This is a genomic window from Burkholderia lata, assembly GCF_902499025.1.
GTDB classification, from domain to species: domain Bacteria; phylum Pseudomonadota; class Gammaproteobacteria; order Burkholderiales; family Burkholderiaceae; genus Burkholderia; species Burkholderia lata_C.
On the sequence record NZ_CABVPW010000024.1, the window covers coordinates 57350 to 80650 of the forward strand.

Annotated in this window: 24 protein-coding genes and 1 riboswitch; of the genes, 4 read left to right on the forward strand and 20 right to left on the reverse strand. The window is 66.1% G+C overall.

Annotated features, from left to right (window positions below; translation table 11 throughout):
- Positions 1–86: 86 nt before the first annotated feature.
- Positions 87–866: an SDR family NAD(P)-dependent oxidoreductase gene (locus tag BDI24065_RS23535; RefSeq protein WP_122948730.1), complete on the reverse strand. Its 780-nt coding sequence runs from the start codon at positions 864–866 to the stop codon at positions 87–89.
- A gap of 33 nt (positions 867–899) precedes the next feature.
- Entirely contained in the window at positions 900–2147 is a 1248-nt protein-coding gene (locus BDI24065_RS23540) for a D-arabinono-1,4-lactone oxidase (protein ID WP_175033254.1), read from the reverse strand.
- A 170-nt stretch (positions 2148–2317) separates the two neighbouring features.
- On the opposite strand from BDI24065_RS23540, the gene BDI24065_RS23545 reads away from it, so the two are divergent.
- Positions 2318–3322 carry a helix-turn-helix domain-containing protein gene (locus BDI24065_RS23545; RefSeq protein ID WP_175033255.1) on the forward strand — a complete coding sequence of 335 codons (1005 nt, stop codon included), beginning with the start codon at positions 2318–2320 and terminating at the stop codon, positions 3320–3322.
- Positions 3323–3390: 68 nt separating this feature from the next.
- Here BDI24065_RS23545 and BDI24065_RS23550 read toward each other — a convergent pair whose 3' ends face one another.
- The 10 genes from BDI24065_RS23550 to BDI24065_RS23595 form a co-directional block, all read right to left on the reverse strand.
- The gene (locus BDI24065_RS23550; RefSeq protein ID WP_254609842.1) at positions 3391–3783 is read right to left on the reverse strand and encodes a 2-oxoglutarate dehydrogenase; all 393 of its coding nucleotides are present in this window, start codon (positions 3781–3783) and stop codon (positions 3391–3393) included.
- Positions 3784–3865: 82 nt separating this feature from the next.
- On the reverse strand, positions 3866–5710 hold the full coding sequence (locus tag BDI24065_RS23555; protein WP_175033257.1) for a S10 family serine carboxypeptidase-like protein: 1845 nt from the start codon (positions 5708–5710) through the stop codon (positions 3866–3868).
- 712 nt (positions 5711–6422) lie between these two features.
- Positions 6423–8237, reverse strand: a complete 1815-nt coding sequence (locus tag BDI24065_RS23560) for an ExeM/NucH family extracellular endonuclease (protein ID WP_175033258.1) — start codon at positions 8235–8237, stop codon at positions 6423–6425.
- A gap of 213 nt (positions 8238–8450) precedes the next feature.
- Complete coding sequence (locus tag BDI24065_RS23565; RefSeq protein ID WP_175033259.1) at positions 8451–9392, reverse strand: CopD family protein; 942 nt, start codon at positions 9390–9392, stop codon at positions 8451–8453.
- On the reverse strand, positions 9389–9769 hold the full coding sequence (copC, locus tag BDI24065_RS23570; RefSeq protein WP_175033260.1) for a copper homeostasis periplasmic binding protein CopC: 381 nt from the start codon (positions 9767–9769) through the stop codon (positions 9389–9391). Before copC ends, BDI24065_RS23565 begins: the two co-directional genes overlap by 4 nt.
- A gap of 14 nt (positions 9770–9783) precedes the next feature.
- Positions 9784–10131, reverse strand: a complete 348-nt coding sequence (locus BDI24065_RS23575) for a copper-binding protein (protein ID WP_175033261.1) — start codon at positions 10129–10131, stop codon at positions 9784–9786.
- 67 nt (positions 10132–10198) lie between these two features.
- Positions 10199–11494 (reverse strand): multicopper oxidase family protein, encoded by a 1296-nt coding sequence (locus BDI24065_RS23580; RefSeq protein WP_175033262.1) that lies wholly within the window; start codon positions 11492–11494, stop codon positions 10199–10201.
- Between the two features lies 1 nt (position 11495).
- Positions 11496–12965, reverse strand: a complete 1470-nt coding sequence (locus BDI24065_RS23585; RefSeq protein WP_175033263.1) for a TolC family protein — start codon at positions 12963–12965, stop codon at positions 11496–11498.
- Positions 12962–13243 (reverse strand): hypothetical protein, encoded by a 282-nt coding sequence (locus BDI24065_RS23590; RefSeq protein ID WP_175033264.1) that lies wholly within the window; start codon positions 13241–13243, stop codon positions 12962–12964. The genes BDI24065_RS23585 and BDI24065_RS23590 overlap by 4 nt, the downstream gene beginning before the upstream one ends.
- Positions 13244–13314: 71 nt before the next feature.
- Positions 13315–13731, reverse strand: a complete 417-nt coding sequence (locus BDI24065_RS23595; RefSeq protein WP_175033265.1) for a DUF2946 family protein — start codon at positions 13729–13731, stop codon at positions 13315–13317.
- A 244-nt stretch (positions 13732–13975) separates the two neighbouring features.
- On the opposite strand from BDI24065_RS23595, the gene BDI24065_RS23600 reads away from it, so the two are divergent.
- Both BDI24065_RS23600 and BDI24065_RS23605 read left to right on the forward strand, forming a co-directional pair.
- The gene (locus tag BDI24065_RS23600; RefSeq protein WP_175033266.1) at positions 13976–14647 is read left to right on the forward strand and encodes a heavy metal response regulator transcription factor; all 672 of its coding nucleotides are present in this window, start codon (positions 13976–13978) and stop codon (positions 14645–14647) included.
- Complete coding sequence (locus BDI24065_RS23605; RefSeq protein ID WP_175033267.1) at positions 14644–16053, forward strand: heavy metal sensor histidine kinase; 1410 nt, start codon at positions 14644–14646, stop codon at positions 16051–16053. The genes BDI24065_RS23600 and BDI24065_RS23605 overlap by 4 nt, the downstream gene beginning before the upstream one ends.
- Positions 16054–16072: 19 nt before the next feature.
- On the opposite strand, the gene BDI24065_RS23610 is transcribed toward BDI24065_RS23605, so the two are convergent.
- The 4 genes from BDI24065_RS23610 to BDI24065_RS23625 all read right to left on the reverse strand — a co-directional run bounded on the left by BDI24065_RS23610 (position 16073) and on the right by BDI24065_RS23625 (position 19148).
- Positions 16073–17281: an MFS transporter gene (locus tag BDI24065_RS23610; protein WP_175033268.1), complete on the reverse strand. Its 1209-nt coding sequence runs from the start codon at positions 17279–17281 to the stop codon at positions 16073–16075.
- 101 nt (positions 17282–17382) lie between these two features.
- The gene (locus BDI24065_RS23615; protein WP_175033269.1) at positions 17383–17568 is read right to left on the reverse strand and encodes a DUF1289 domain-containing protein; all 186 of its coding nucleotides are present in this window, start codon (positions 17566–17568) and stop codon (positions 17383–17385) included.
- A 2-nt stretch (positions 17569–17570) separates the two neighbouring features.
- Complete coding sequence (gene dmeF, locus BDI24065_RS23620; protein WP_175033270.1) at positions 17571–18860, reverse strand: CDF family Co(II)/Ni(II) efflux transporter DmeF; 1290 nt, start codon at positions 18858–18860, stop codon at positions 17571–17573.
- 12 nt (positions 18861–18872) lie between these two features.
- The gene (locus tag BDI24065_RS23625; protein ID WP_039354022.1) at positions 18873–19148 is read right to left on the reverse strand and encodes a metal/formaldehyde-sensitive transcriptional repressor; all 276 of its coding nucleotides are present in this window, start codon (positions 19146–19148) and stop codon (positions 18873–18875) included.
- A 120-nt stretch (positions 19149–19268) separates the two neighbouring features.
- A riboswitch (yybP-ykoY riboswitch) is annotated at positions 19269–19432 on the forward strand.
- Between the two features lie 84 nt (positions 19433–19516).
- Here BDI24065_RS23625 and BDI24065_RS23630 point away from each other — a divergent pair.
- Positions 19517–20527, forward strand: coding sequence for a sodium:calcium antiporter (locus BDI24065_RS23630; RefSeq protein WP_175033271.1), 1011 nt, complete (start codon positions 19517–19519; stop codon positions 20525–20527).
- Positions 20528–20608: 81 nt separating this feature from the next.
- Here BDI24065_RS23630 and arsH read toward each other — a convergent pair whose 3' ends face one another.
- The 4 genes from arsH to BDI24065_RS23650 are packed head-to-tail and all read right to left on the reverse strand — an operon-like array spanning position 20609 to position 23166.
- Positions 20609–21331 carry an arsenical resistance protein ArsH gene (gene arsH / locus BDI24065_RS23635; protein ID WP_254609843.1) on the reverse strand — a complete coding sequence of 241 codons (723 nt, stop codon included), beginning with the start codon at positions 21329–21331 and terminating at the stop codon, positions 20609–20611.
- A complete protein-coding gene (gene arsC / locus BDI24065_RS23640; RefSeq protein WP_175033273.1) occupies positions 21324–21746 on the reverse strand; it encodes an arsenate reductase (glutaredoxin) in 423 nt (140 codons plus the stop codon). Before arsC ends, arsH begins: the two co-directional genes overlap by 8 nt.
- Positions 21747–21766: 20 nt before the next feature.
- Positions 21767–22837 (reverse strand): ACR3 family arsenite efflux transporter, encoded by a 1071-nt coding sequence (gene arsB / locus BDI24065_RS23645; RefSeq protein ID WP_175033274.1) that lies wholly within the window; start codon positions 22835–22837, stop codon positions 21767–21769.
- The gene (locus BDI24065_RS23650) at positions 22834–23166 is read right to left on the reverse strand and encodes an ArsR/SmtB family transcription factor (RefSeq protein WP_122948708.1); all 333 of its coding nucleotides are present in this window, start codon (positions 23164–23166) and stop codon (positions 22834–22836) included. Before BDI24065_RS23650 ends, arsB begins: the two co-directional genes overlap by 4 nt.
- Positions 23167–23301 lie beyond the last annotated feature (135 nt).

The window sequence follows — 23301 nt, forward strand, 5'->3', positions numbered from 1 at the left end:
GGTCGCATCGCTGCGACACCTTCGACGGAACTTGCCGGCCGGGCAAGCGTGATGCCTGCCCTTCAGCTTCTTGCGAGCATCGGTTATTAGACGGCGGAAAAACAGTTGTCGACGAACAGATGCGTACCGTTGACGAAGCTCGACTCGTCGGACGCGAGGAACAGCGCGGCCGCCGCGACTTCCGACGGCTCGCACAACCGACCTTGCTGAACCGCGATCGCCGCTTCGGTCGCGTCGACGCCCATCGCCTGCAGATCCCTGAGTTCACGCATCCCGTGCGGCGTGCGGATGAACCCCGGCGCGAGCGCGTTGCAACGAATGCCGCGGTCGCGGTACTCGACCGCAATCGCCCGCGCGAACATGTGGCACGCGCCTTTGGTCGCGTCATACAGCACCTCGCCCGGCGTCGCGCACACCGCCGAAATCGACGACGTGCAGACAATGCTGCCGCGCCCCTTCTCCAGCATCTGCGGCAGCACCGCTTTCGTCATCAGGAACATGCTCTTCACGTTCACGCCCATCAGCCAGTCCCATTCCGACTCCTCGATGTCGAGGAACGGTTTGACGATCAGCGTGCCGGCGTGATTGAACAGGATGTCCGCGTTGCCGTACTGCTCGCGCGCGGCGTTCACGGCTTGCTGGACTTCCGCCTGTTTCGACACGTCGGCGCCGAGGCCGATCGCCTGCAGGCCCGCGTCGCGCAGCCGCGACGCAAGCGTTTCGGCGGCATCGCCGTCGCGATCGATGATCGCAACCTTCGCGCCCTGGGCGGCAAACAGTTCGGACGCCGCGCCGCCGCAGCCGCCGGCGCCGCCGCTCACGATGGCGACCTTGCCGGCCAGGCGGCCGTCAATCTTGACATTCATGTTTCGTTCTCCAGTCTGGTTCGTTCGGCCCGCTCAACTGAACAGCGTCCGCAGGTGATCGTTGAGGAAGGTGCCTTCGGGGTCCACGCTGCGGCGCAGCGCGCGGAACGCTTCGGCCTTGGGGAACCAGCGATCGACGTCCTCGCGGTTCGTGAAATGCAGCTTGCCCCAGTGCGGACGCGAGCCGTAGTCGCGCAGGATCGTGTCGACGTCCTTCAGGAACGGCCAGTAGTCGACGCCGTTCGGGCCGCCCGAGCATGAAATCGTGACGCTGTCCTGATGGTTGAACGGGCTGAGCCACGCCGGATCGCCCTTCGTGAAGCGGTACTCGACCGGGAAGATGCAGTCGCGGTGTTTCGTGAGGATGAGCTCGCGCACCCGGCGCAGCGCCTCCTTGCCGTGTTGTGCGGGCACCGCGTACTCGAGCTCGTGGAAATTCGGCACGTAGTGGATCGCGTACACCTCGGAGCTGTACGCGATCTTCTCGTGCTCGCCTTCGTGGAACGTGCGCGCGTCGGTGATATCCATCACCTTGATCTCGCACACGTCGTAGTCCTTCTTCGAATTCGATACCTTCGTGGTGTCGGGCAGGCAGTAGAGATCGCGGCTGGCGGGTGTCGGGCACCAGAAGAAACCGAAATGCCGGTGCTTCGCGGCCAGGTCGTCGTATTGCTCCATCAGCGCGTCGAAGTCCTCGCGCCACACGCGGTCGTGCAGCCAGAATGCATCGGTCACCTGCAGCGTGATCTCCGACACCACGCCGAACATCCCGATGTTCACCTGCGTCGCATGCAGCAGGTCGAGGTCCTGCCGGTCGCTTACCTTCATGATCGAGCCGTCCGGACGCACGATGCGCATCCCGACGACCTGCGACGACAGGTTGCTCAGCGTCGTCCCCGTGCCGTGCGTGCCGGTGGCCAATGCGCCGGCGATCGCCTGCGAATCGATGTCGCCCTGGTTGACGAGCGACAGCCCGAGTTCCTTCAAGTGGCGCGTCACCGCATTGATCTTGGTGCCGGCCTTGACGGTCACGCGCTTGCGCCCTTCGTCGACATCCACGATGCCCTGGTAGTCCTGCAGCGACAGCAGCAGGCCGCTGGTCGCCACGACGGGCGTGAACGAGTGCCCCGAGCCCGCGCACCGCACATGCTTGCCCTGCCGCGTCGCCGTATGCACCAGCTCCGCGATCTCGGCCTCGCTCGCCGGCGACGCGAGGTGCGCGGCCACGCACGACTGATTGCCGACCCAGTTTCTCCAGAATCCGCCACGGGGAAGTTCCATCACCGTCTCTCCAGCGTCGTATTGCTGCCAAAGATAGGGTGCCGAAAGGCTTTCCACTATCGGATTTCGGCAAGTTAGGGTTTTGACGAGGCGATGCCCGGCCGGCGCTTTTTGACCGGCGCGACGAGCGGCTACAATGAATCGATCCGACCCGCCCCTTCCCGCCCTCGATGACGCCGCCTGCCCACCCGAGCGATTTCTCCGGCGACCCGCTGTTCGCGCGAACGGTCGCGTTCTGCGCGTTCACCGACGTGGAGGAACAGGCGCGCTCGTTCGACGGCTGGAACATGAACTACACGCAGATCTCGGGCGGGCTGTTTCACGGCTCGTCGTCGATCATGTCGCTGGGCGGCATCAAGCTGCTGGTCGAGGATCTCGACAAGGTCATCCTGCAGCAAGGCGCGGTGCCGCTGGAGCGGATCGCCGTGGCCGTGCCGCTGGAACTGGAAGGCCACGCGCGCCTGTGCGGCGAGAAGAGCGGGCGCGACAGCCTGCATGTGTTCTCGAGCCAGCCGGAATTCGAGTTCTATTCGCCCGACCGCCATCTGCTCGTGAATGTCGAAATCGAGCCGGAGAAACTGTCGACGCAGGCGCTGCGCACGGTGGCCGAGTCACTGCGCGCTCGCACCCATGCACCGGTGATCCCGATGGCGACCGGTGTAGCCGACCATCTTCGCGACCTGCTGCGCCAGACGCTCGCCGCCGCGGCAAAAAGCACGCGCATCGACGACGTGACGACACAGGACAGGATCGAGCTGCTCGAGCGCACCGTGCTGTACGCGATCTCGGAAGTGATGACGGCCGCGACGCCGGACGCCGGCGCACAGATCGTGCGCCCGACGAAATACTGGTCGCTGGTCAATGCGGTGCGGGAGCGGCTGCAGGATGCATCGACCTGCCCGCTGTCGATCGCCGAACTGTGCGTGGAACTCGGCGTCAGCCGGCGCACCGCGCAATACGCGTTCCAGGACACGTTGAACCTGAACCCCATCGCATACCTGCGGGCCGTGCGGCTGAATCACGTGCGCCGCGAGCTTCGGCTCGGCGACTCGGTGACGACCGCGGCCACCAAATGGGGCTTCTGGCACCTGAGCAGTTTTGCGCAGGACTATCGCGCGATGTTCGGCGAACTGCCGTCGGCCACCGCGAAGCGCTATGCACGCCAGGCCCTCTAGCGCCTGTCGTTCGCCTTCCGGCGGCCGGTGCGAAGGATTCCGCACCGGCCGCCGCCCTGCCTGCTACGTCAATCGTCCTGCTGTTCCTGCTGCGCCTGCACCTGCCGCTGCTGGATGAACTGCCGTACATCGCTCATCGTCACGCGGCCGGCGTGCTTCGCATCGATCTCGTCGAAGTGCTTCGACACGAAGCCGAGACCGCTGCTCTGCGCCTGCGCCTTCGTCACGGCCGCGCCGTTGCTCAGCACCGTATTGGCGCCGAGCCGCGCGTCGACACGCTGCTGCGCCTGCTGCTGCAGCGTCGAGCCGGTCGACGGCAACACCGGCGCCACCTTCGTGGCAGGAAAGAACGGACCGTCGACACCGCGCCCGCCGTGCGGCAGCTTCACCGGCGCCACCGCCTGTGGCGGCAACGCGTAGGCACTGCTCATCACGGCACCGAGCACGATCAACGGGGACATACGCCGCATCAATTTGATTAGGGACATGATCACTCGCATTCAATGGATGAATAGAGGGTTCCTTTGACAAGGAGTCCGTCGCTCAGGGGGCCGCCGCCAGCGTCGTCGCGGCCGTCGCACCCGGGATGCTGCCGGTCGGTACGCTCGGCGGGTTTTCATCCGGCCACGGCGGCGGCAGCATGTGCAGCGTCAGCGCCGTCGGAATCCGCGCGCCCTTGTAGAACGTCTTCAGGTCCCGCTTCATCTGCGGACGGGCGACGTCGTCCAGGTAGATCATGTGGCCGCCCTGGAAGAAGTTCACCTGCAGCTTCGGATTGAAGCCCTTCACCGTCTGCAGCCGCGCGAGTTGCTTCTCGGTGTTGAAGAACGGCGTCGCGAGATCGTGGAAGCCGTTCTCCGACAACACGCGAAGCTTCGGGTTGAGCTGCAGCGCACCGAGCAGATCGGGGATCGTGTCGGGCATCGGCTGGCCGTCGTGCGTGAAGTCCCAGACGCCGATGATGTTGTCGTTCAGCGGCAGGTACGTCGCGTTCGGTGCGGTGTAGCCGAGGTAATCCGGCATCTGCGTCGCGAGCGCGTTCGTGAACGGCTGCGAAATCAGGATGTCGGACGGGTCGCCGTCGTTCTGCAGGCGCGGATCGGAGTTCGGCAACGACACGCGTCCGTCATACCGGCCGATCGTCGTGCCAGGCAACAGGCTCGTGCCGAACGGATTCGCGTTGAAGTAGCCGCTCAGCGCCTGTTGCGTGAGGCTCGACGGGATCGACCACAGCTTCAGCGTCGCATCGCTCGGGAACACCGGCGTGCCGAGCGCATCCGGAATGCCTAGCTGGCTCAACACCCACGACTGCGAATACTTCTGCAGCTGGTTGTAGATCAGCGTCGTGAACAGTTCCGTCTGCAGTGCGTACAGATCCTGGTTCACCGGCGCCGGCGAAACCTGGTTGAAGTACGCCGCGACCGCCGCATAGCCCGGCAGGTAGCCGGCCACGGTATCGGTATCGAGCAGCAGCCCTTCCGTCGACTGCGTGATCGCCACCGCTTCCGTCGCATCCGCGAAGTAGTTCAGGATCGCCGACTGCAGCACGATGCCCGTCAGGTGCACGCCGGCCGATTCGAGCGCCAGCGCGAGCATGTCGGTACGCGGCGTGCCGTACGATTCGCCGTACAGGTAGATCGGCGACGTGCTGCGGCTGTTGACGTTCAGGTAGCGCTGGATGAAGTCGCGCATGATGTTCACGTCCGCATCCGAGCCCCAGTACTTCTGGTTGGTGTTCGGCAACACGGCTTCCGACAGCCCGGTGCCGGGCGGGTCGATGAACACGAGGTCGGTGGTGTCGATCAGGCTTTCGGCGTTGTCGACGAGCGGATAGTTCGGCCAGTTGCTGCCGAACAGCGGATCGGGCGTGGCCACGCGGGTCGGCGCGAACGAGCCGAGCCGCAGCCAGATCGACGACGAGCCGGGGCCGCCGTTATAGACGAACGTGACGGGGCGCGGCTTGCCGTTCGTGCTCGGCGCGGTGTACGCGACATACGACATCGACGCTTCCGCATTGCCGCTCGCGTCCTGCGCGGTCAGGTGGCCGGTGGTCGTCGTGTAGTTGACGGTCGTGCCGCCATTCTTCCACTGGTAATGCATGACGGCCGTTTTCTCGGACACCTGCGCGGGGGCGAGGCCGTCGGTCGCGTTCATCGAATACGCGACCGGGTCGACGTACGGCTGGTTGGCCGGCGTCTGGCCGGCCGCCTGTTGCGCGCTGGCCTGCTGGCTGGCGGTGGCCTGCGCGAGGCTCGACGCGCCGACGGACGACGAATCGTCGCCGCCGCATGCCGCGAGCGCCAGGGTCATGACGGTCAATGCACCTAGCCCGGCCAACCGGCCGTGACGGCCACGGCGGCTGCCGGTACAGCTCCTGTCTGGTTTCATCTCTGTCCTTTGGTACGGATACCGCTTCACAAAGGCCGCCAACGCCTGCGAAACGCGCAGACCGACCCGCCACTCGCGTTGCACGGTCGGCAGTCGGCGGTTGGGGATTGGACTTCTAAGAGACTGAACTTGATACAGACACAGCAAACTGCTGGCGAGAATGGTGCTCGGACGCCCCCTGCAGTTTGGACAACTTTTATATGACCAAAATTTACGACAACACAAAAATAGGCGGTGCTGCGCCGCGTTGTCAAAGATCATTCGGATATTAAAAATCCCGCAATGATGCTAACGGCGGACAGTGTCTGGCAATTGAAAGAAAACGGGATTATTTATACATTGCGCGTTTTGCAGGCAATAATCCGCCGAATCCGCCGCTTTTTTCGCACAACCAGGAATCCTTCACTGGCTTTGATGTAGCGCGCCTTAACCCTTCAGATCGCCGGAATTATTCTTTCATTTTAATTATCCGCTATCGATTAATTCAGCGCGACATCGCGCATAGACCGTCATTCAATGATTCGAGCCGCTTCAACCATTCTTCAATCGGCTCGCTTATCCGCATCACGCCAGTCATAAAATACCGATTTTTCTAATTCGCGAAAATTTCAGCGGAATTATTTACCCGCGGTCCATTCGGCTGGTGCGGTGGAAATGACGCGCGGCGTGCAGCGTCGCCGCATGCCGCGCGTCACCCGCGTTCAATCCGCCATCACTTCCCGCCGCCCGGCATGGCGATATCGATCAGCACCGGATCGTGATCCGACGAACGATACGCATCCGGCGCGTAGAACGTCTTCTGCTGCTCCGCCGACTTGTACGCGAGCGTGTACTGCAGCGCGAGCGGTTCGTCCGCGTTGATGTGCCATTCGTGCACGGCCTTCACGTGCGATGCGAGCGGCAGCGTCGCGAGCGCGTGATCGAGGTAGCCGGCTTCGCCGTTGTACACGTAGCTGTACGCATTCGCGCCGATCAAGCGCGCGACGAGGTTGCGGTAGCCGCGCGTTTCGAGCGTGCGGATCGGGTCTTCGTACGTGTAGCTGTTGAAGTCGCCGATCAGCAGCACGCCCTGGCCCGCGACGCCCGTCGGGTTGCCGGCGAGCCAGTCGGCCACCTTCGCCGCCGCGCGCGTGCGCGTCGGGTTCCAGCAGCCCTGGCCGTCGCCCTGGTCGAGATCGTCGTTCGCGGCGTCCGGGCAGTTCTTCGACTTCAGGTGGTTGACCGCGACCGTCAGCGACTGCTTGTTGCCGCCGATCAGCCGGAACGACTGCGCGAGCGGCTGGCGGTTCTTGTCGTCGATCGCGAGCGTGGCCGCGCGGCCGACCGGCTCGACCTTGCGGCTGTCGTAGATCATCGCGACCGTGATCGCATCGCCGCCGAGGCGCGATACGCCCGGATCGACGACGCGCCAGTTGCCGCCGAGCTTCGCCGCGAGCTGGCGCACCGCGCTCAGTTCGCCGTAGCCGTTGTTCTGGATTTCCATCAGGCCGATCACGTCGGCGTCGATCGCCTTCAGCGCGCTGACGATCTTCGCTTCCTGGCGCTGGAATTCCTGGAAGTTCTTCGCGCCGCGGTTGTTCGGATCGTCGAAGCCGCCGCCGAGACCGTTGCCGTTGAAGTAGTTCAGGACGTTGAACGACGCGACGCGCAGGTTCGATTTCGGATCGCGCGCCGGAGCGTTGGTGCGCGGGTTCGTGCGCGCTTCGAATGCGGGAACGGCGGCGCCCGGCAGCGGCTGCACGCGCCATGCGCCGTAACGCACTTCGAGCACGCCTTCGATGTCGCGCACCGTGTAGCCCGCACGCAGCGTATTCGCGGCCGACAGGCCCGGCGCCGGGTACGGCACCGTGGCCGGGTTCTGCTTGTTCGAGCCGTCGTCGAGGATCAGGCGGTTGCGTGCGTTCGCATCGATCTGCGTCTGCGCCTGGGCGGGCGGCACGACGCTCGTCGGCGTGCGCAGGCGGCCGTTGCTGAGCATCACGCTGCCGTAGCGGCCGAGCTCGTAGTTGTCGGTCACGTTCAGCGTCTGCGGCAGGCGCACCAGCATCCCTTCATACGCGGCGAACGCGCTCGGGCTGTCGACCGGCAGCGTGAGCGTCGCGGGCGTGACGGTCTGGTTGTTCGCGCACACCGCGATCGCACCCGACTGCGTGAGCTGCGTCTGGCCGTACTTCTCCTCGACCTTGCCCGTCACGTGCACGAGGTCGCCCGCTTTCGCACGCACTTTCGGTGCGTAGACGAACAGCCCTTCGGACACGCCCGGCTGGTTGCGGCGCTGCGCGTCGGCCTGCTGGACGAAGAAGCCGCCGAAGCCGTCCGTGCCGCCGAAATCGGCGGTGACGACGGCTTCGATCGACACGTTCTGGCCGGCGAGCGGCGACGGCGCGCCCGGCCCCTGGATATCGGCGATCGGCGTCGTGCTGCCGCCGCAGTTCGGGCTGACGGGCGCGGCAGTGGCGGCGAAAACCGGCGCGGCGAGCGTCGGGAGCAGCAATAGCGGGGTGATGAGGCGGATTGTCGAGCGCATGACGGGGAATCCCGGTTGTGAGGGTGGCGAAAGCTTAGCGGCGCTCAATGACAGTTTTTGGTAATCGAAAGACAGGCAGATGTAATTGTCGTTATCACGCTGCGATCGCCGTCGAGCGTGCGTTTACGCCTGAAAAAGCGGGGAAATCGTCTGATGAAAACCGGCCGTGCCCGTGACGATTGCCCCGCGCGGCTGCGCCGCCGCGTCGTTGCGCTACACCGTGCCCGGCAGCGCGCTCGACACGAGCACGGCCGCGACCATCAGCACGCCGCCGAGCACGACCGCCTCGATCCGCAGCACGGTGCCGAACCGTTTCAGCGAGCCGGCCGGCATCGCGGCGGCCGGATCCTTCAACGCGACCAGCAACGTCGGCATCCCGAAGAAGCGGTTATGTCCGCCAAGCGCCGCCGCGATCAGCACGAGCGCGAGCTTCAGCAGCAGGATCTGCCCGTACGTCGACGCGAGCAGGTTGGCGGGCGTATCGACGCCGCGCCAGCCGTTGTACGCGCCGGTCGCGAACAGCACGATCAGTGCGTAGGTCGATGCGTCCGACAGCGACTGCACGAACGACGCGCCGTGCGTGCGCTCGCTTGCGGGCATGCCGACGAGCCTCGGCATCACGCCGAATGCCGTCACGAGCACGAGCCCGACCCACGCGCTGATCGCCAGCAGATGCAGCCAGTCGATCCACACCGGCACGCTGAACAGCCCGGCATCCACCGGATGCCCGCCATTGCTGCGTGCGAGCGCGACGCACGCGAGCGCGGCCCACATCGCGAACGGCAAGCGCGTATCGCTCGCACGCCGGACAAACGACAGCACCACGACGACGAGCATGAACGCCGCGCCGGCCAGCCACGCATGACCGAACCCGGTGCCCGCAAGCATCGAGCAGACGGCCGGCCCCGCTTCGAGCAACGACACCTCGCTCATCAGCGCGCAATGCGCCCAGAACGCGGTGATGCTCGCGACCAGCGAAACGACGGATGCGATGCGCAGCGTCGCGACGAGCCGCCGCCCGATGCCGTGCCGCCACGCCGACGCGCCGCGCGCGAGCCAGTGGCTGCCGAGCAGCGCACCGACGACGACGGCGAACCCGGCATTCTGGATCGCCACCGCCACGAGCCGCAGGAGACCGATGAAGCCGTCGTTCACCCCTTCACCCGGAACGTATAAGTGCCCTTCGTGCGATGCGCGTCGGCCGTCATCGCCGCCCACTGCACCGTGTACGCGCCGGGCGCGAGCTTCGGCATCGCGAGCGTCATCACGCGCGGGTTCGCCGCATCGACCTTCGCCTTGTCCTGCGTGACGGCGTTGCCGTTCGCATCCGACACCTTCACCGAGCTGAACGCCGGTTCGAGGTCTTCGTTGAACGTGAGCCGCAACGTGTCGGGCGCGGTGTCGACCGTGCTGCCCGTTGCGGGTGCGGCGCTTTCCAGTTTGCCGTGCGCGGATGCGGCGACCGGCGTGGCCGCGACGATTGCACCGGTCGCGACGATCGCGGCCAGCCGCGTGAGGTTCGTGATCTTCATGGTCACGCTCCGCGTCACGGCTTCTTCAGCTCGACGACGGTCAGCGCACCGTCAACGTCTGCCGCGACGAAGTCGATCTTGTCGCCCGCCTTCACCTGCGACAGCATCGCCGGGTCCTTCACCTTGAACACCATCGTCATCGCGTCCATCCCGAGGTTGTCCAGCGGGCCGTGCTTGATCGTCAGCTTGCCGGCGGCCGTGTCGACCTTGCGGATTTCGCCGTGCGACATGCCCTGTTTCGCTGCGGCTTCCTGCTTCGCGCCACCGCTCATGTCCATGCCGGCCATGTCGCCGGCCGCGTAAGACGCCGCGGAAAACGCCAGTGCACAACCCATTGCCATCGAAACCAGTCCCTGCTTCATCGTGTCGACTCCCAGTGAATGAAATGAAACCGGCGGCCGCATTCACGCAGCCGCCGCATGCTGCTGCTCAGCCGTCCGGCAGTTCGCCGGTGTACTCGTATGCGACGGTGCCCTTCGGATGCCTGAACCAGCCCGGATCGCGATAGTCGTTGCGGCCGAGCCCCTGCCGCACCTTGCAGACCGTGAACATGCCGCCCATCTCCAGCGGTCCGAACGGGCCCGTGCCCGTCATCATCGGCAGCGTGTTGTCGGGCAGCGGCATTTCCATGCCGCCCATCGCGCCGCCCGTGCTGCCCATCGCCATGTAGTCGGGCACGAGCTTGCCGATGCGCTTCGCGAGATCCTTCTGCGGCACGCCGATCAGGTTCGGCACCTGGTGGCCCATCGCATTCATCGTGTGATGCGACTTGTGGCAGTGAAACGCCCAGTCGCCCGGGCGATCGGCGGTGAACTCGATCGCGCGCATCTGGCCCACCGCGACATCGGCCGTCACTTCCGGCCAGCGCGCGGCCGGCGGAATCCAGCCGCCGTCGGTGCCCGCGACTTCGAAGCTGTAGCCGTGCAGATGGATCGGGTGATTCGTCATCGTCAGGTTGCCGAAACGAATCCGCACGCGGTCACCCGCGCGCACCGGCAGCGGATCGATGCCCGGGAACACGCGCGAGTTGAAGGTCCACATGTTGAAGTCGGTCATCTCGTTCACGCGCGGCGTGTAGCTGCCCGGATCGATGTCGTACGCGGCAAGCAGGAACACGAAATCGCGATCGACCGGCATCGTGCCGCGATCCTTCGGATGCACGATGAACATGCCCATCATCCCCATCGCCATCTGCACCATCTCGTCGGCGTGCGGGTGGTACATGAAGGTGCCGTGCGCCTCCAGCTGGAACTCGTAGACGAAGGTCTTGCCGGGCGGGATATGCGGCTGCGTGAGGCCGCCGACGCCATCCATCCCGTTCGGCAGCCGCAGCCCGTGCCAGTGGATCGTCGTGTGCTCGGGCAACCGGTTGGTCACGAAGATGCGCACCTTGTCGCCTTCGACGGCCTCGATCGTCGGGCCCGGCGACTGGCCGTTGTAACCCCACAGGTTCGCGTTCATGCCGGGCGCCATCTCGCGCACGACGGGCTCGGCCGTCAGGTGGAACTCCTTCCAGCCGTTCTTCATCCGCCACGGCAGCGACCAGCCGTTCAGCGTCGCGACGGGCGTGTACGGGCGGCCGTTCGGCGGCACGAGCGGCGGCTGCGTGGCGGTTTTCGCCATCGTGGCCGCTTCGGGCAGCGACGCGGCGCCGGCCTTGCTGACCATCGCGGCGCCCAGTAGCGCGGCGCCGGAGCCGCTGAGAAATTGTCGACGGGACACCATGTCAATGACCTTCCGGATGCGGTTGCGCCGCGGATGAAGAGGCCGGCTGCGGTGCAGCGTCGGCGTTTGAAGTGGATTCGGGCTGGGTGGATGGCGGCGTGGCGCCTGAAGACGGCAGCCGGCCCCCGACGGCCATCTGCAGATCGGTTTCGGCGAGCCAGTAGTCCTTCAGCGCATCGATGTAGCCGTTGACCGCGCCGACCTGTTCGCGCGCATCGGTCAGCAGCTCGAACACGCTCGCGAGCATCCCGTTGTAGCGCAGCAGCAGCTCGTCGGAGATCGTCTTGCGCAGCGGCACGACTTCGTCGCGATAGTGGGTCGCGACGTCGTAGCTCGTCACGTACGCCGCATACGATTCGCGCACGTCGGAGCGCGCATCGATGGCCGTCTGCGCGAGCCGGTTCGCCGATTGCATGTAGACGGCCTCGGCCCGCGCAACCTTCGCGCCGCCCCAGTCGAACAGCGGAATCTCGACGCTGATCTCGTAGCCGTGCTCGTGACCCTTGCCGGTCTCGTAGTTGTTCACGTAACCGAGGTCGACCGCATTGACGAAGCGTGTCGCCTTGCTCAGGCCGAGCGACGACGCGACGCCCTGCGTCTGCAGCTTCGCGGCCTGGATGTCGAGGCGGTTGCTCATCGCGAAACGTTCGAGATCGGGCAGGTTCGGCCGCGCTTTCGGCAGGTCGGGCAAGCGCTCGGGCAACGTGTACCGCGTGCGTTCGCCCCACAGGCCCATCGCACGCGTGAGCTTCTCGCGCGCGGCGACGGCCTGCTGGCGCGCCTTCGCGTGCTGCGCAACCGCATCGGCATGGAACGCCTGTTCGCGCGCGTAATCGAGGCGGCTGAAGTTGCCGGCCTGCCGCATGCGCAGCGCGAGTTCGGCGGCCGCGCTCGCGGCATCGCGCACCTGCTGTGCATAGTTCGCCGCCTGTTCGGCGGCAACGGCCTCGACGTATGCGCGGCGTGCGTCGGCTGCGACCTTCAGCATCGCGTCGGCCGTTTCGAGCTTGGTCTGCTCGAAGCGGCGGCGCTCGATGTTCGTCGCGAGCGGCATCGTCAGCAGCGCGAACACGTTCGCCGAGAACGTGCGGCCGAGCGTCAGCTCACCGTCGCCGGCACGCGTGCGGCTGAATGCGAAGCGCGGATTCGGCAGCCGGCCGGCCTGGACGAGATCGGCCTCCGACAGCCCGAGCTCCGCATACGAAGCCTGCAGCCCGCGATTGTTCAGCAGCGCGACCTGCACCGCGTCGTCCATCGACAGCGGCTTGGCAAGCAGTTCCTTCGTGCGCTTGTCGACGGCTTCGCGGTCGGCGTCGGTTCTGACCACGACCGCATCTTTCCCGATCCGTTCCGACGCGACGGACGACACCGCATCGAACCCACCGTCCTTCGAAAACGTCGTGCAGCCAGCGAGGAAGGCCAGCACGGCCGCGGCCGCGCCGATCCTCGGCGATATCGCAAGCATCGTCATTGCGTGGCTCCTCCGTGCGTCGAATGCGCGGTGCCGTTTCCGGCCGCACCGCCGGTCGCACGCCCTTTCGCGGGCCGCTCCATCACGTCCCGGTTCAGTTGTTTCCAGCCGGGGCCTTCGTCGTCCCGATACGGCCGGTAGCCGTCGAATGCGGACGTCACGGTGACATCCGGCACGGCCACGGTGGCATCCGCTGGATCGGGCAGCGGGGTTTGCGCAGGCGCGAGCGACGGCACGAGGGCCGCCGCGCCAAGCAGCGCCGCAGTAATCAATCGCATGAATGGGTCTCGTCGTGAGTCGTCCGGCGAGCGTGATGCCGCCGCCGGAACGGATTGCAGAGCGCGGCCGGTCAGGCCGCGGGCAGGGTCCGGACGAGATGCGGGCGCGGCGGCCTGTCGATGCCGCCGGTCAGGAACGACACGACGACCGGCGTCGGCGCGAAAGAGACGAACGAGATACCGATACCCGACGCAACGGACACCGCGGGAAGATCCGCCATGCCGGTACCGAGGCAGCAGGACCCGCACGCGGAGCACGGCTGCGCATGTCGCGCATGATCGTCGTGTGCGTGCCGATGCTGGCCGCCATGCGCGTTCGACATTGCTCGCGTCGCGGCCGGGTCATCAGCGCGTGCTCCGTCTTCCGCGTGCGGCATTGCCGCGACCGCGACCGCACCCGCGCATGCCATCGACACGGTCGCGAACGACTGGATCGGCAGGCTCAGCGCCAGCAGCACGACAACGAGGAATTTGCGCCAGTACGACATGGATGCGAAATCACGCAGGCAACGACCGGATGGGCCGGCGCAGCGCCGCGACGGCGCGCTCCGGGGACAAGACGGCCGCAGCTTATCGCCGCCGCGGTGACGACGACATGGCCGAAACATGACCGGCGTTTCATGACAATTCCGTCATCCGGCGGTCATCCTTCGCGCACGCGCGGCGCCGTAAGCTCTGGCGTTACACTGACCGGCTGGAATCACGGATGAATCACGGACAGCCTGCCTCACCATGCGGATACTGATAGTCGAAGACGAACCCAAGATGGCGTCGTACCTCCGGAAAGGGCTGATGGAGGCGAGCTACACGGTCGACATCGCGGAAAACGGCAAGGACGGGCTGTTCCTCGCGCTGCACGAGGATTTCGATCTCGTCGTGCTCGACGTGATGCTGCCGGAAATGGATGGCTTCGAGGTGCTCAGGCGGCTGCGCGCGCAGAAGCAGACGCCCGTGCTGCTGCTCACGGCGCGCGAGGCGATCGAGGACAAGGTCGCCGGGCTCGAACTCGGCGCCGACGACTACCTGCTCAAGCCGTTCGCGTATGCCGAGTTCCTCGCGCGCATCCGCTCGCTGCTGCGGCGCGCGCCGCGCAACGTGCGCGACATCCTGCATGTCGCCGATCTCGAGGTCGACCTGATCCGCCGCCGCGTGCGCCGCGCCGACACCCGCATCGACCTGACCGCGCAGGAATTCGCGCTGCTGCAGTTGCTCGCCGAGCGCGAGGGGGAAGTACTGACGCGCACCTTCATCACGTCGCAGATCTGGGACATGAATTTCGACAGCGACACGAACGTCGTCGATGCGGCGATCAAGCGCCTACGCGCAAAGATCGACAACGCCCATGAGAACAAGCTGATTCACACGATCCGCGGGATGGGCTACGTGCTCGAGGATCGCTCGTGACGCGCAGCCCCGGCTCGTATTCGCTGCTGCGGCGCCTGACGCTCGCGTTCGCCGTCGTCGCCGCGCTCGTGTTCGCGCTGACCGGCGCATACCTGTACCGCTCGCTGTCCGCCGAGCTGACGCGGCGCGACGACATCGAGATCTCCGGCAAGCTCAACCAGTTCCTGCAGCTCGCGCACGCGAGCGGATCGATCGCCGCGCTGCGTGCCGATCCGGCCGTGTTTCACGAGGTGCTGCTGTCGCACCCGGGCGTGTATCTCGGTATCTACGATGCGCAGAACCGCGCGATCGTCGAGCATTCCGACGAAGCCGGCAATACGCTGGCATCGGTGATCGCAGCACCGCATCCGGCCAGCGCAACCGGCACCCCGTTCACCTGCGCGCCGCCCGGCATCGGCACGTCGCGTTGCGTCTACGCGCGCGCCACGCTGCCGTCCGGCGACGCGATCCAGGTCGCGCTCGCGCGCACGGCGACCGATCGCCAGTCGCTGCTCGAAAGCTATCGCGTCGACATCTGGCTCGCGGCGGCCGTGGGCGCACTGCTGGTCGGTGCGCTCGGCTACGCGGTCGCGTCGCGTGGCCTGCGCCCGGTCGAGAGCCTCGGCCGGCAGACGTCGCGCATCGAGGCGCACAACCTGAACGCGCGGCTCGACGCGCGCGGCGGCCCGGTCGAGCTGCACGAACTCGCGACGTCGGTCAACCGGATGCTCGACCGCCTCGAACGCGCGTTCGTGCGCCTGTCGCAGTTCTCGTCCGATCTCGCGCACGACATGCGCACGCCGCTTGCCAACGTGATCAGCTCGTCGCAGGTCACGCTGTCGCGCGCGCGCACGACCGAGGAATACGAAGCGCTGATCGATTCGAACATCGAGGAATGCGAACGGCTGCAGCGGATGATCGAGAACATGCTGTTTCTCGCGCGCACCGACAACGCGCGGCAGCACCTGAAGACCGCCGAACTCGACGCGGGCAGCGAGCTGCGCCGGCTCGCGTCGTATTTCCAGGCACTGGCCGACGAAGCCGGCGTGCGCATCGACGTGCACGGCGAAGCGCCGGTCGTTGCCGATGCGACGCTGTTCCGGCGCGCCGTCAGCAACCTCGCATCGAACGCGCTCGAACATGCGGAAGCCGCATCGACGATCGAGCTGACGGTGTCCGCGCAAGGCAGCTACGCGGTCGTCGAAGTCACGAATCGCGGCGCCGCGATTCCGCCCGAACAGGTCGACAAGATCTTCGAACGCTTCTACCGCATCGATTCGTCGCGGCACGGCGCGGCGCGCAATGCGGGGCTCGGGCTCGCGATCGTGAAGTCGATCATGGCGCTGCATCGCGGCAAGGTCGAAGTCGCGAGCCACGACGGGCGCACGACGTTCGCGCTTTATTTTCCGCGCGGCACGGACAGCTAGACCGCTCGCTGCGCTCCGGCTAACGATCCAGCGCGGCGCCGAACGACGTTCGAATGCAGACGAGCAGCACGATGGTCGCCGTGCTGAACACGGCCCCCGCGTAGAACGTCGCCGCTGCGCCCACCCGATCCCACAGGATGCCCGCGACAACACTCGACACGAGCGTCACGACACCGCCGACCAGGTTGAACACGCCGAATGCCGTGCCTCTCAACTCGGCCGGCGCGGCATGCGCGACCATCGTCGCGAGCAGCCCCTGCGTCATCCCCATATGGAGCCCCCACAACGCGACGCCGACGAGTACGGTTCCCCAGTGTGTGCCGTGTGCGAGCACGAGATCGGCCGCAATCAACAGCACGAGCCCGGCCGCCATCAGCTTCGTGTGGCTCGTCGTGTCGGCGAGCTTGCCGAACGGATAGGCCGACAACGCGTACACGACGTTCATCGCCACCATCACGAGCGGCACGAACGCGACGGGTACGCCGCTACCCATCGCGCGCAGCACCAGAAATGCCTCGCTGAAGCGGGCCAACGCGAACACGGCGCCCACGGCGACGACCCACCAGTAGCGGGCGCCGAGTTGCGCGACGACATCGCGGCGAATCGGGTTGACGCGCGGCTCGCCCGGCGCACGCGCCGGTTCGTCGATACCGAACGCGAGCAGCGCCACGGCCAGCACGCCGGGGACCACGGCCAGCCAGAATGCGAGGCGGAAGTCGTCGTGCCACACCAGCATGATGATGACGGCCAGCAGCGGCCCGAGGAACGCGCCCACCGTATCGAGCGACTGCCGCAGCCCATAGGCGGCGCCGCGCAGGTGAACCGGCGTGACATCGGCCACCAGCGCATCGCGCGGCGCGCCGCGAATCCCCTTGCCGATCCGGTCGACGATCCGCGCCGTCACGACGAGACCGATAGTCGGCGCGATCGCGAACAGCGGCTTGCTGAGCGCGCCGAGCCCGTATCCGGCGACCGCCAGCCATTTGCGATTGCGCAGGTAGTCGCTCAGCGTGCCGGAGAACACCTTGACGACCGGCGCAGTGGCCTCGGCGATCCCCTCGATAACGCCGATCGCGGTCGCGCTCGCGCCGAGCCCTGCCATCAGGAACATCGGCAACAGGCTGTGGATGATTTCCGACGACACATCCATCAGCAGGCTGACGCAGCCCAGTACCCAGACGCTGCGCGGAATCTGGCGAAGAATGCGGGTCGACGATTCGGTCTGCATGGGCCGCTCCCGGTTCAGGCTCCCTGACGCTGGATGCCGGTGCCCGTCATACTACTGCGCCCCGTGGCGAGATCGCACGCACCGGTTGTCGGACGCCCGCCTTAGTCCGCCGTCTCGCGCCGGATCTTCGCTTGCCGGCGAACGCGGTCGTTCAGTATCTGGTGCCGGCGATGGTCGGTCAGCTTCTTCCAGTCGCGCGCCTCGTCGCGCGTGCGCAGGCAACCCACGCAGAATCCGGTGCGCCCATCGAACGCGCACAGCTCGATACACGGCGATTTCACCGCCACGGTCAGGCCGCCTTCGCAGGCGTCATCACTTCGACGGTCACGTGCGACACGCCGTCGAAACCTTGGACCAATGCATGGTAGAAGCGCGCGTCGCGCACCGCATCGGCGGTCTCGACGGACACGATCGCGCTCATGTGGCCGGGGCCGACACGCCACACGTGAAGATCGTTGACCTTGTCGCCGAGCGCCTCGATCGCGTGACGCACGCGCTCCGCCAGCTTGCGATCGACACTGACGTCGAGCAGGATGCCGCCGGTATCGCGCATCAGCCCGTACGACCAGTTCGCGATGACGAGCGCGCCAATGATGCCCGCGAGCGGATCCATCCAGACCCAACCGAAGGCACGCGCGAGCAGCAACCCGACAATGGCCAGCACCGACACCGCGGCATCGGCGATCACGTGAACGTAGGCCGACCGGATGTTGTGATCGCGGGCCGCGGCAGCGTGCACGCCATCATGATGATCGTGTTCGACGAACGTCAGCGCGTGCTCGTTGCCGTTCAGCGTCACGATCGCATCGAACGCATGGGGCTCGGGAATGGTCTCGCGCGATTCCAGGAAGCCGTCGCGCGCGACCATCGTGAAATGCTGTCGCGATTGGTCGGGACGAACGGTCGTGATCGAGACGGACACCCCGTCGAGGCTCGACTCGCCGGTTGCCGGCGCGATCCGGAACACCGGCGGCACGCCGTCCTCGAACACCGATACGTCGAACACGCCGGCTGTCGAGAAGACCCGCATGGCTTCGTCCGCGTGATCGTCGTGTGCGTGCCCATGTCCGTGTCCATGGCCATGCCCGTGATGGTGGCCATGATCATGCCCGTGATGGCCGCCGCTCAGCAGCCACACGCTGGCGAGGTTCACCGCGAGCCCCAGCACGGCAATCGGAATCGCTTCACCGAAGTGGATAGGAACCGGCGCCAACAAACGCGCGACGGCCTCGTAGCCGATCAGGATCGCGATCATCGCGAGCACGATCGCGCTCGTGAACCCGGCCAGGTCGCCCAGCTTGCCGGTGCCGAACACGAAGCGCGGATCGTCGGCATGCCTGCGCGCATAGGTATAGGCCAGCGCGGCGATCAGCATCGCGCCCGCGTGCGTCGACATGTGCAGCCCGTCGGCGACGAGCGCCAGCGATCCGAACAGCGTGCCGCCGACGATCTCGGCCACCATCATCGCCGCGCACAGGACGATCACCATCCACGTCCGCCGCTCGTTCTGCTCGTGCGCGGCGCCGAGGAAGATATGGTCGTGCCCCGCGCCGAACGCGTCATTCGTGAAATTGCTCATGTTCCACCCCGATTACTTGAAATAGCTGTGCACCACGTCGATCAGCTGCTCGGTCGCGCTGCCTTCGTGCTCATCCGGCCCATGTGCATCGACCATGTGCTCGCGAATGTGGTCTTCCAGCACGACGGCCAGCAGCCCGTTCATCGCGCCCCGACAGCTCGTGATCAATTGCAGCACCTCGTTGCAGCCGCGCTCTTCCCCGAGCGCGCGCTCGATCGCCTCGACCTGGCCCTTGATACGGCGCACGCGGTTCAGCAGCTTCTGTTTTTCACGAACGGTATGGCTCATCGCCGACAAACTCCTGGATAGGGAGGGGGAGTATATATCCGGAAGGTTTTCCCTATAGGGGAGAGGGGTATATTTTTTCAAGATGAAGGCTTGCCGAAAGCAATCTGCTCGGCTAGACTGCCCTTCGTCTTTGGGGAGTAGCCTGCTTTCTGTCCCGGAAAGCGAACGCGTCAACACACTCGGCCTGCGGCCGTGGCGCGTTCAGCCTGATCGGCTTGGCGAGACCATGGGCGCATCGCGTCGTTCCTGGTCGGACGTCGTCGGATGCGCCATGGTTCGTCAGCGTCCGACCACGGAGTCCCCATGTCCCCCACCGCCTTTTCCCCGCGTTTCGCCGCCGTCCGCGCGCATGCCTGCGGAGGTGCCGCATGACCTTCATGTTCATCGAACTGGCGTTCATGCTGGTCGTCATCCTCATCGCCGCGGAAGTCTTCACCAATGCGCTCGAACATCTCGGCGAACGCCTGAAGATTTCCGAAGGCGTCACCGGTTCGCTGTTCGCGGCCGTCGGCACCGCGCTGCCCGAAACGATGGTGCCGCTGCTCGCGCTCGCCGGCGGCACCGCGAACCAGGCCGTGAACGAGGAGATCGGCGTCGGCGCGATTCTCGGCGCACCGCTGATGCTCGCGACGCTCACCACCTTCCTGATGACGCTCGCCGTGATCCGCTCGCGCGGACTGCGCGGCACGATCGCACCGGAACGCACGGGCTTCGTGCGCGACATGAACTACTTCCTCGCCGCGTTCTCGCTGGCCACCGCCGCGATGTTCGTCCCGCATCACAACTGGGCCGTGCGCGCGCTGCTCGCGGCGATGCTGGTCGGGATCTACGTGATGTATGTCGTGATGACGTTCCGCGCGTCGAACCAGCTCGTCGATGCCGGGCACGGCACCGAGGCGCCGCACACGATGTTCCTGTCACGCCTCGGCATGCCGACCACCCTCGCGACGATCGCGCTGCAACTGCTCATCGGCCTCGCGCTGCTGGTCGGCGGCGCGAAGGGTTTCATTCACGGCGTGGAAGGCGTGTCGCATGTGCTCGGCGTCTCGGCACTGCTGCTGTCGCTGATCATCGTGCCGATCGCGACGGAGTTGCCGGAGAAGGTCAACAGCGTGCTGTGGATTCGCCGCAAGAAGGACACGCTCGCGTTCGGCAACATCACCGGCGCGATGGTGTTCCAGGGCACGCTGCTGCCGGCGATCGGCATCATGCTGACGCCGTGGGAGCCGCGCCCCGAGGTGCTGACCGGCGTGATCATCACGCTCGCGGCGGCAGCATGGCTGCGCTTCAATGCGCGCACGCGCGGGCTGGCGATCTGGGCATTGCTGGCGAACGGCGCGGGTTATGCGGGGTATCTGTTCCTGACGCTGGCTCGCTAACCTTGCCCAACGGACGCGCCGGGCACGATCCCGCTGCCCGGCGCGAACGGAGCGTCATCGCGCCGCCCGCCGGCAAGCGATTCAGATTCGCGCCTGGTTCACACGCTGCGACAGTTGCTCGGCGCTTTCCTTGCGCTCGCTGTACCGGTCCGTCAGATACGTGCCGACGTCGCGCGTCAGCAGCGTGAACTTGACCAGTTCCTCCATGACGTCGACGACCCGATCGAAATACGCGGACGGCTTCATCCTGTCGTCGTCGCCGAATTCCATGAACGCCTTCGCGACGGACGACTGGTTGGGGATGGTCAGCATGCGCATCCAGCGCCCGAGCACCCGCATCTGGTTGACCGCGTTGAACGACTGCGATCCGCCGCTGACCTGCATGACCGCCAGCGTCTTGCCCTGCGTCGGCCGTACCGCGCCGACCGACAACGGAATCCAGTCGATCTGCGATTTCATCACGCCGGTCATCGCGCCGTGCCGCTCGGGGGAGCACCACACCATGCCCTCCGACCATTGCACGAGCTCGCGCAACTCGGCCACTTTCGGGTGGTCGTCCGGCGCATCGTCAGGCAGCGGCAAGCCGGCCGGATTGAAGATCCTGACATCGGCGCCCATCGCCGTCAGCAACCGCGCCGCCTCCTCGACCAGCAGCCGGCTGAACGAGCGCGTGCGCAATGACCCATAGAGCAGCAGGATTCGTGGCGGATGCGTCGATGGCAGCGCGGGCTGCAGGCGGCTCGCGTCCGGCACGCGAAAGAGCGTGGCCTCGACTTGCGGCAGATCGTTCAGTCTGTCAGACACGCTTGCCCTCCGCATCGATCACGATTTCGCCGTCCTCCTTCGCAAACGGCCCTTGCTGCGGATCGGGCAGGATATCGAGCACCTGCTCGGACGGACGGCACAGCCGCGTGCCGAGCGGCGTCACGACGATCGGGCGATTGATCAGGATCGGATGGGCGACCATAAAGCCGATCAGGTCGTCGTCGCTCCATTTCGGATTGTCGAGATCGAGCGCTTCATAGGGTGTCCCCTTGCGCCGCAGCACGTCGCGCACGGGGATGCCCATCGCCGCGATCAGCGCGCGCAGTGCTTCCTGTCCCGGCGGCGTGTCGAGATACAGTACGACGCGAGGCTCGACGCCCGTGTTGCGAATCATCGCCAGCGTGTTGCGCGACGTGCCGCAATCGGGGTTGTGATAGATCGTGATGTCGGTCATTTCCGGATTCCTGAATGGTTTCACGCGCACTCGTACCAGCCCTTCGAACGGTTGACGACGCGCACGACGAGCAGCATCACCGGCACTTCGATCAGCACGCCGACGACGGTCGCGAGCGCCGCGCCGGAGTGGAAGCCGAACAGGCTGATGGCGGCTGCGACGGCCAGCTCGAAGAAATTGGACGCGCCGATCAGCGCCGACGGACACGCGATGCTGTGCTTCTCGCCGACGACGCGATTGAGTCCGTAGGCGAGCGCCGCGTTGAAGAACACCTGGATCAGGATCGGCACCGCGAGCAGCGCGATCACCAGCGGTTGCTTCAGGATCGCCTCGCCCTGGAACGCGAACAGCAGCACCAGCGTGGCCAGCAGCGCGGCGATGGACCACGGGCCGATCTTCGCCATCGCGCGGTCGAACGCCGCCGGCCCCCTGGCGAGCAACAGCCGGCGCCACGCTTGCGCGACGATCACCGGAACGACGATGTAGAGCACGACCGACGTGAGCAGCGTCGCCCACGGCACCGTGATGGCGGACATCCCCAGCAGCAGGCCGACCAGCGGCGCGAACGCGATCACCATGATGCTGTCGTTCAGCGCGACCTGCGACAGCGTGAACAGCGGATCGCCGCCCGTCAGCCGGCTCCACACGAACACCATCGCCGTGCACGGCGCGGCGGCCAGCAGGATCAGGCCGGCGATATAGCTGTCGATCTGGTCGGCCGGCAGCAGCGGCGCGAACAGCTGCCGGATGAACAGCCAGCCGAGCAACGCCATCGAAAACGGCTTGACGAGCCAGTTCACGACGAGCGTGACGCCGATCCCGCGCACGTGCTGCCGAACCTCATGCAACGCGCCGAAATCGACCTTGACCAGCATCGGCACGATCATCACCCAGATCAACAGCCCGACGGGCAGGTTGACCTGTGCGTATTCCATGCGGCCGATGTGCTGAAAGAGTTCCGGCAGCGCCAGGCCCAGCGCGATGCCGAGCACGATGCACAGCGCCACCCACACGGTCAGGTAGCGCTCGAAGAAGCCGATGGCGGGCTGCGCCGCCACGGCTTGCGGTTGTGCAACGTCCGGGCCGGTCATGCGTCGCCTCCGCAGCAATCGGGCGCCGCCGGTACGCCACAGGCCGCGCCCGCACAGCAGTTCTCGGTCAGGAACCCGATGAGCCCGCTCATCGATTCGAAATTCGCCGCGTAGTAGATGAACCGGCCTTCCTGGCGCGCAGTGACCAGGTCGGCGTGCGACAGATCCTTCAGATGAAACGACAGGCTCGATGGCGACAGCCCGATCTGCTGGGCGATCGCGCCAGCCGGCAGCCCTTCGGGCCCGGCCACGACCAGCGCGCGAAAGATGGCCAGGCGCGCTTCATGAGCAAGCGCGCCCAGGGCGCGCACGACGAGATTGGAGTCCATGGCGCGAAGGATAGCGCCATCATTTCAATATTTCAAGTATTGTTGAAATGAAGGTGCCGATCCCGTGTGTGGCGGCACTCAACCCCGCCGCGCACCGTCAAACGCAGCCGCACGCGCCGCTTACAGCCCGATCCG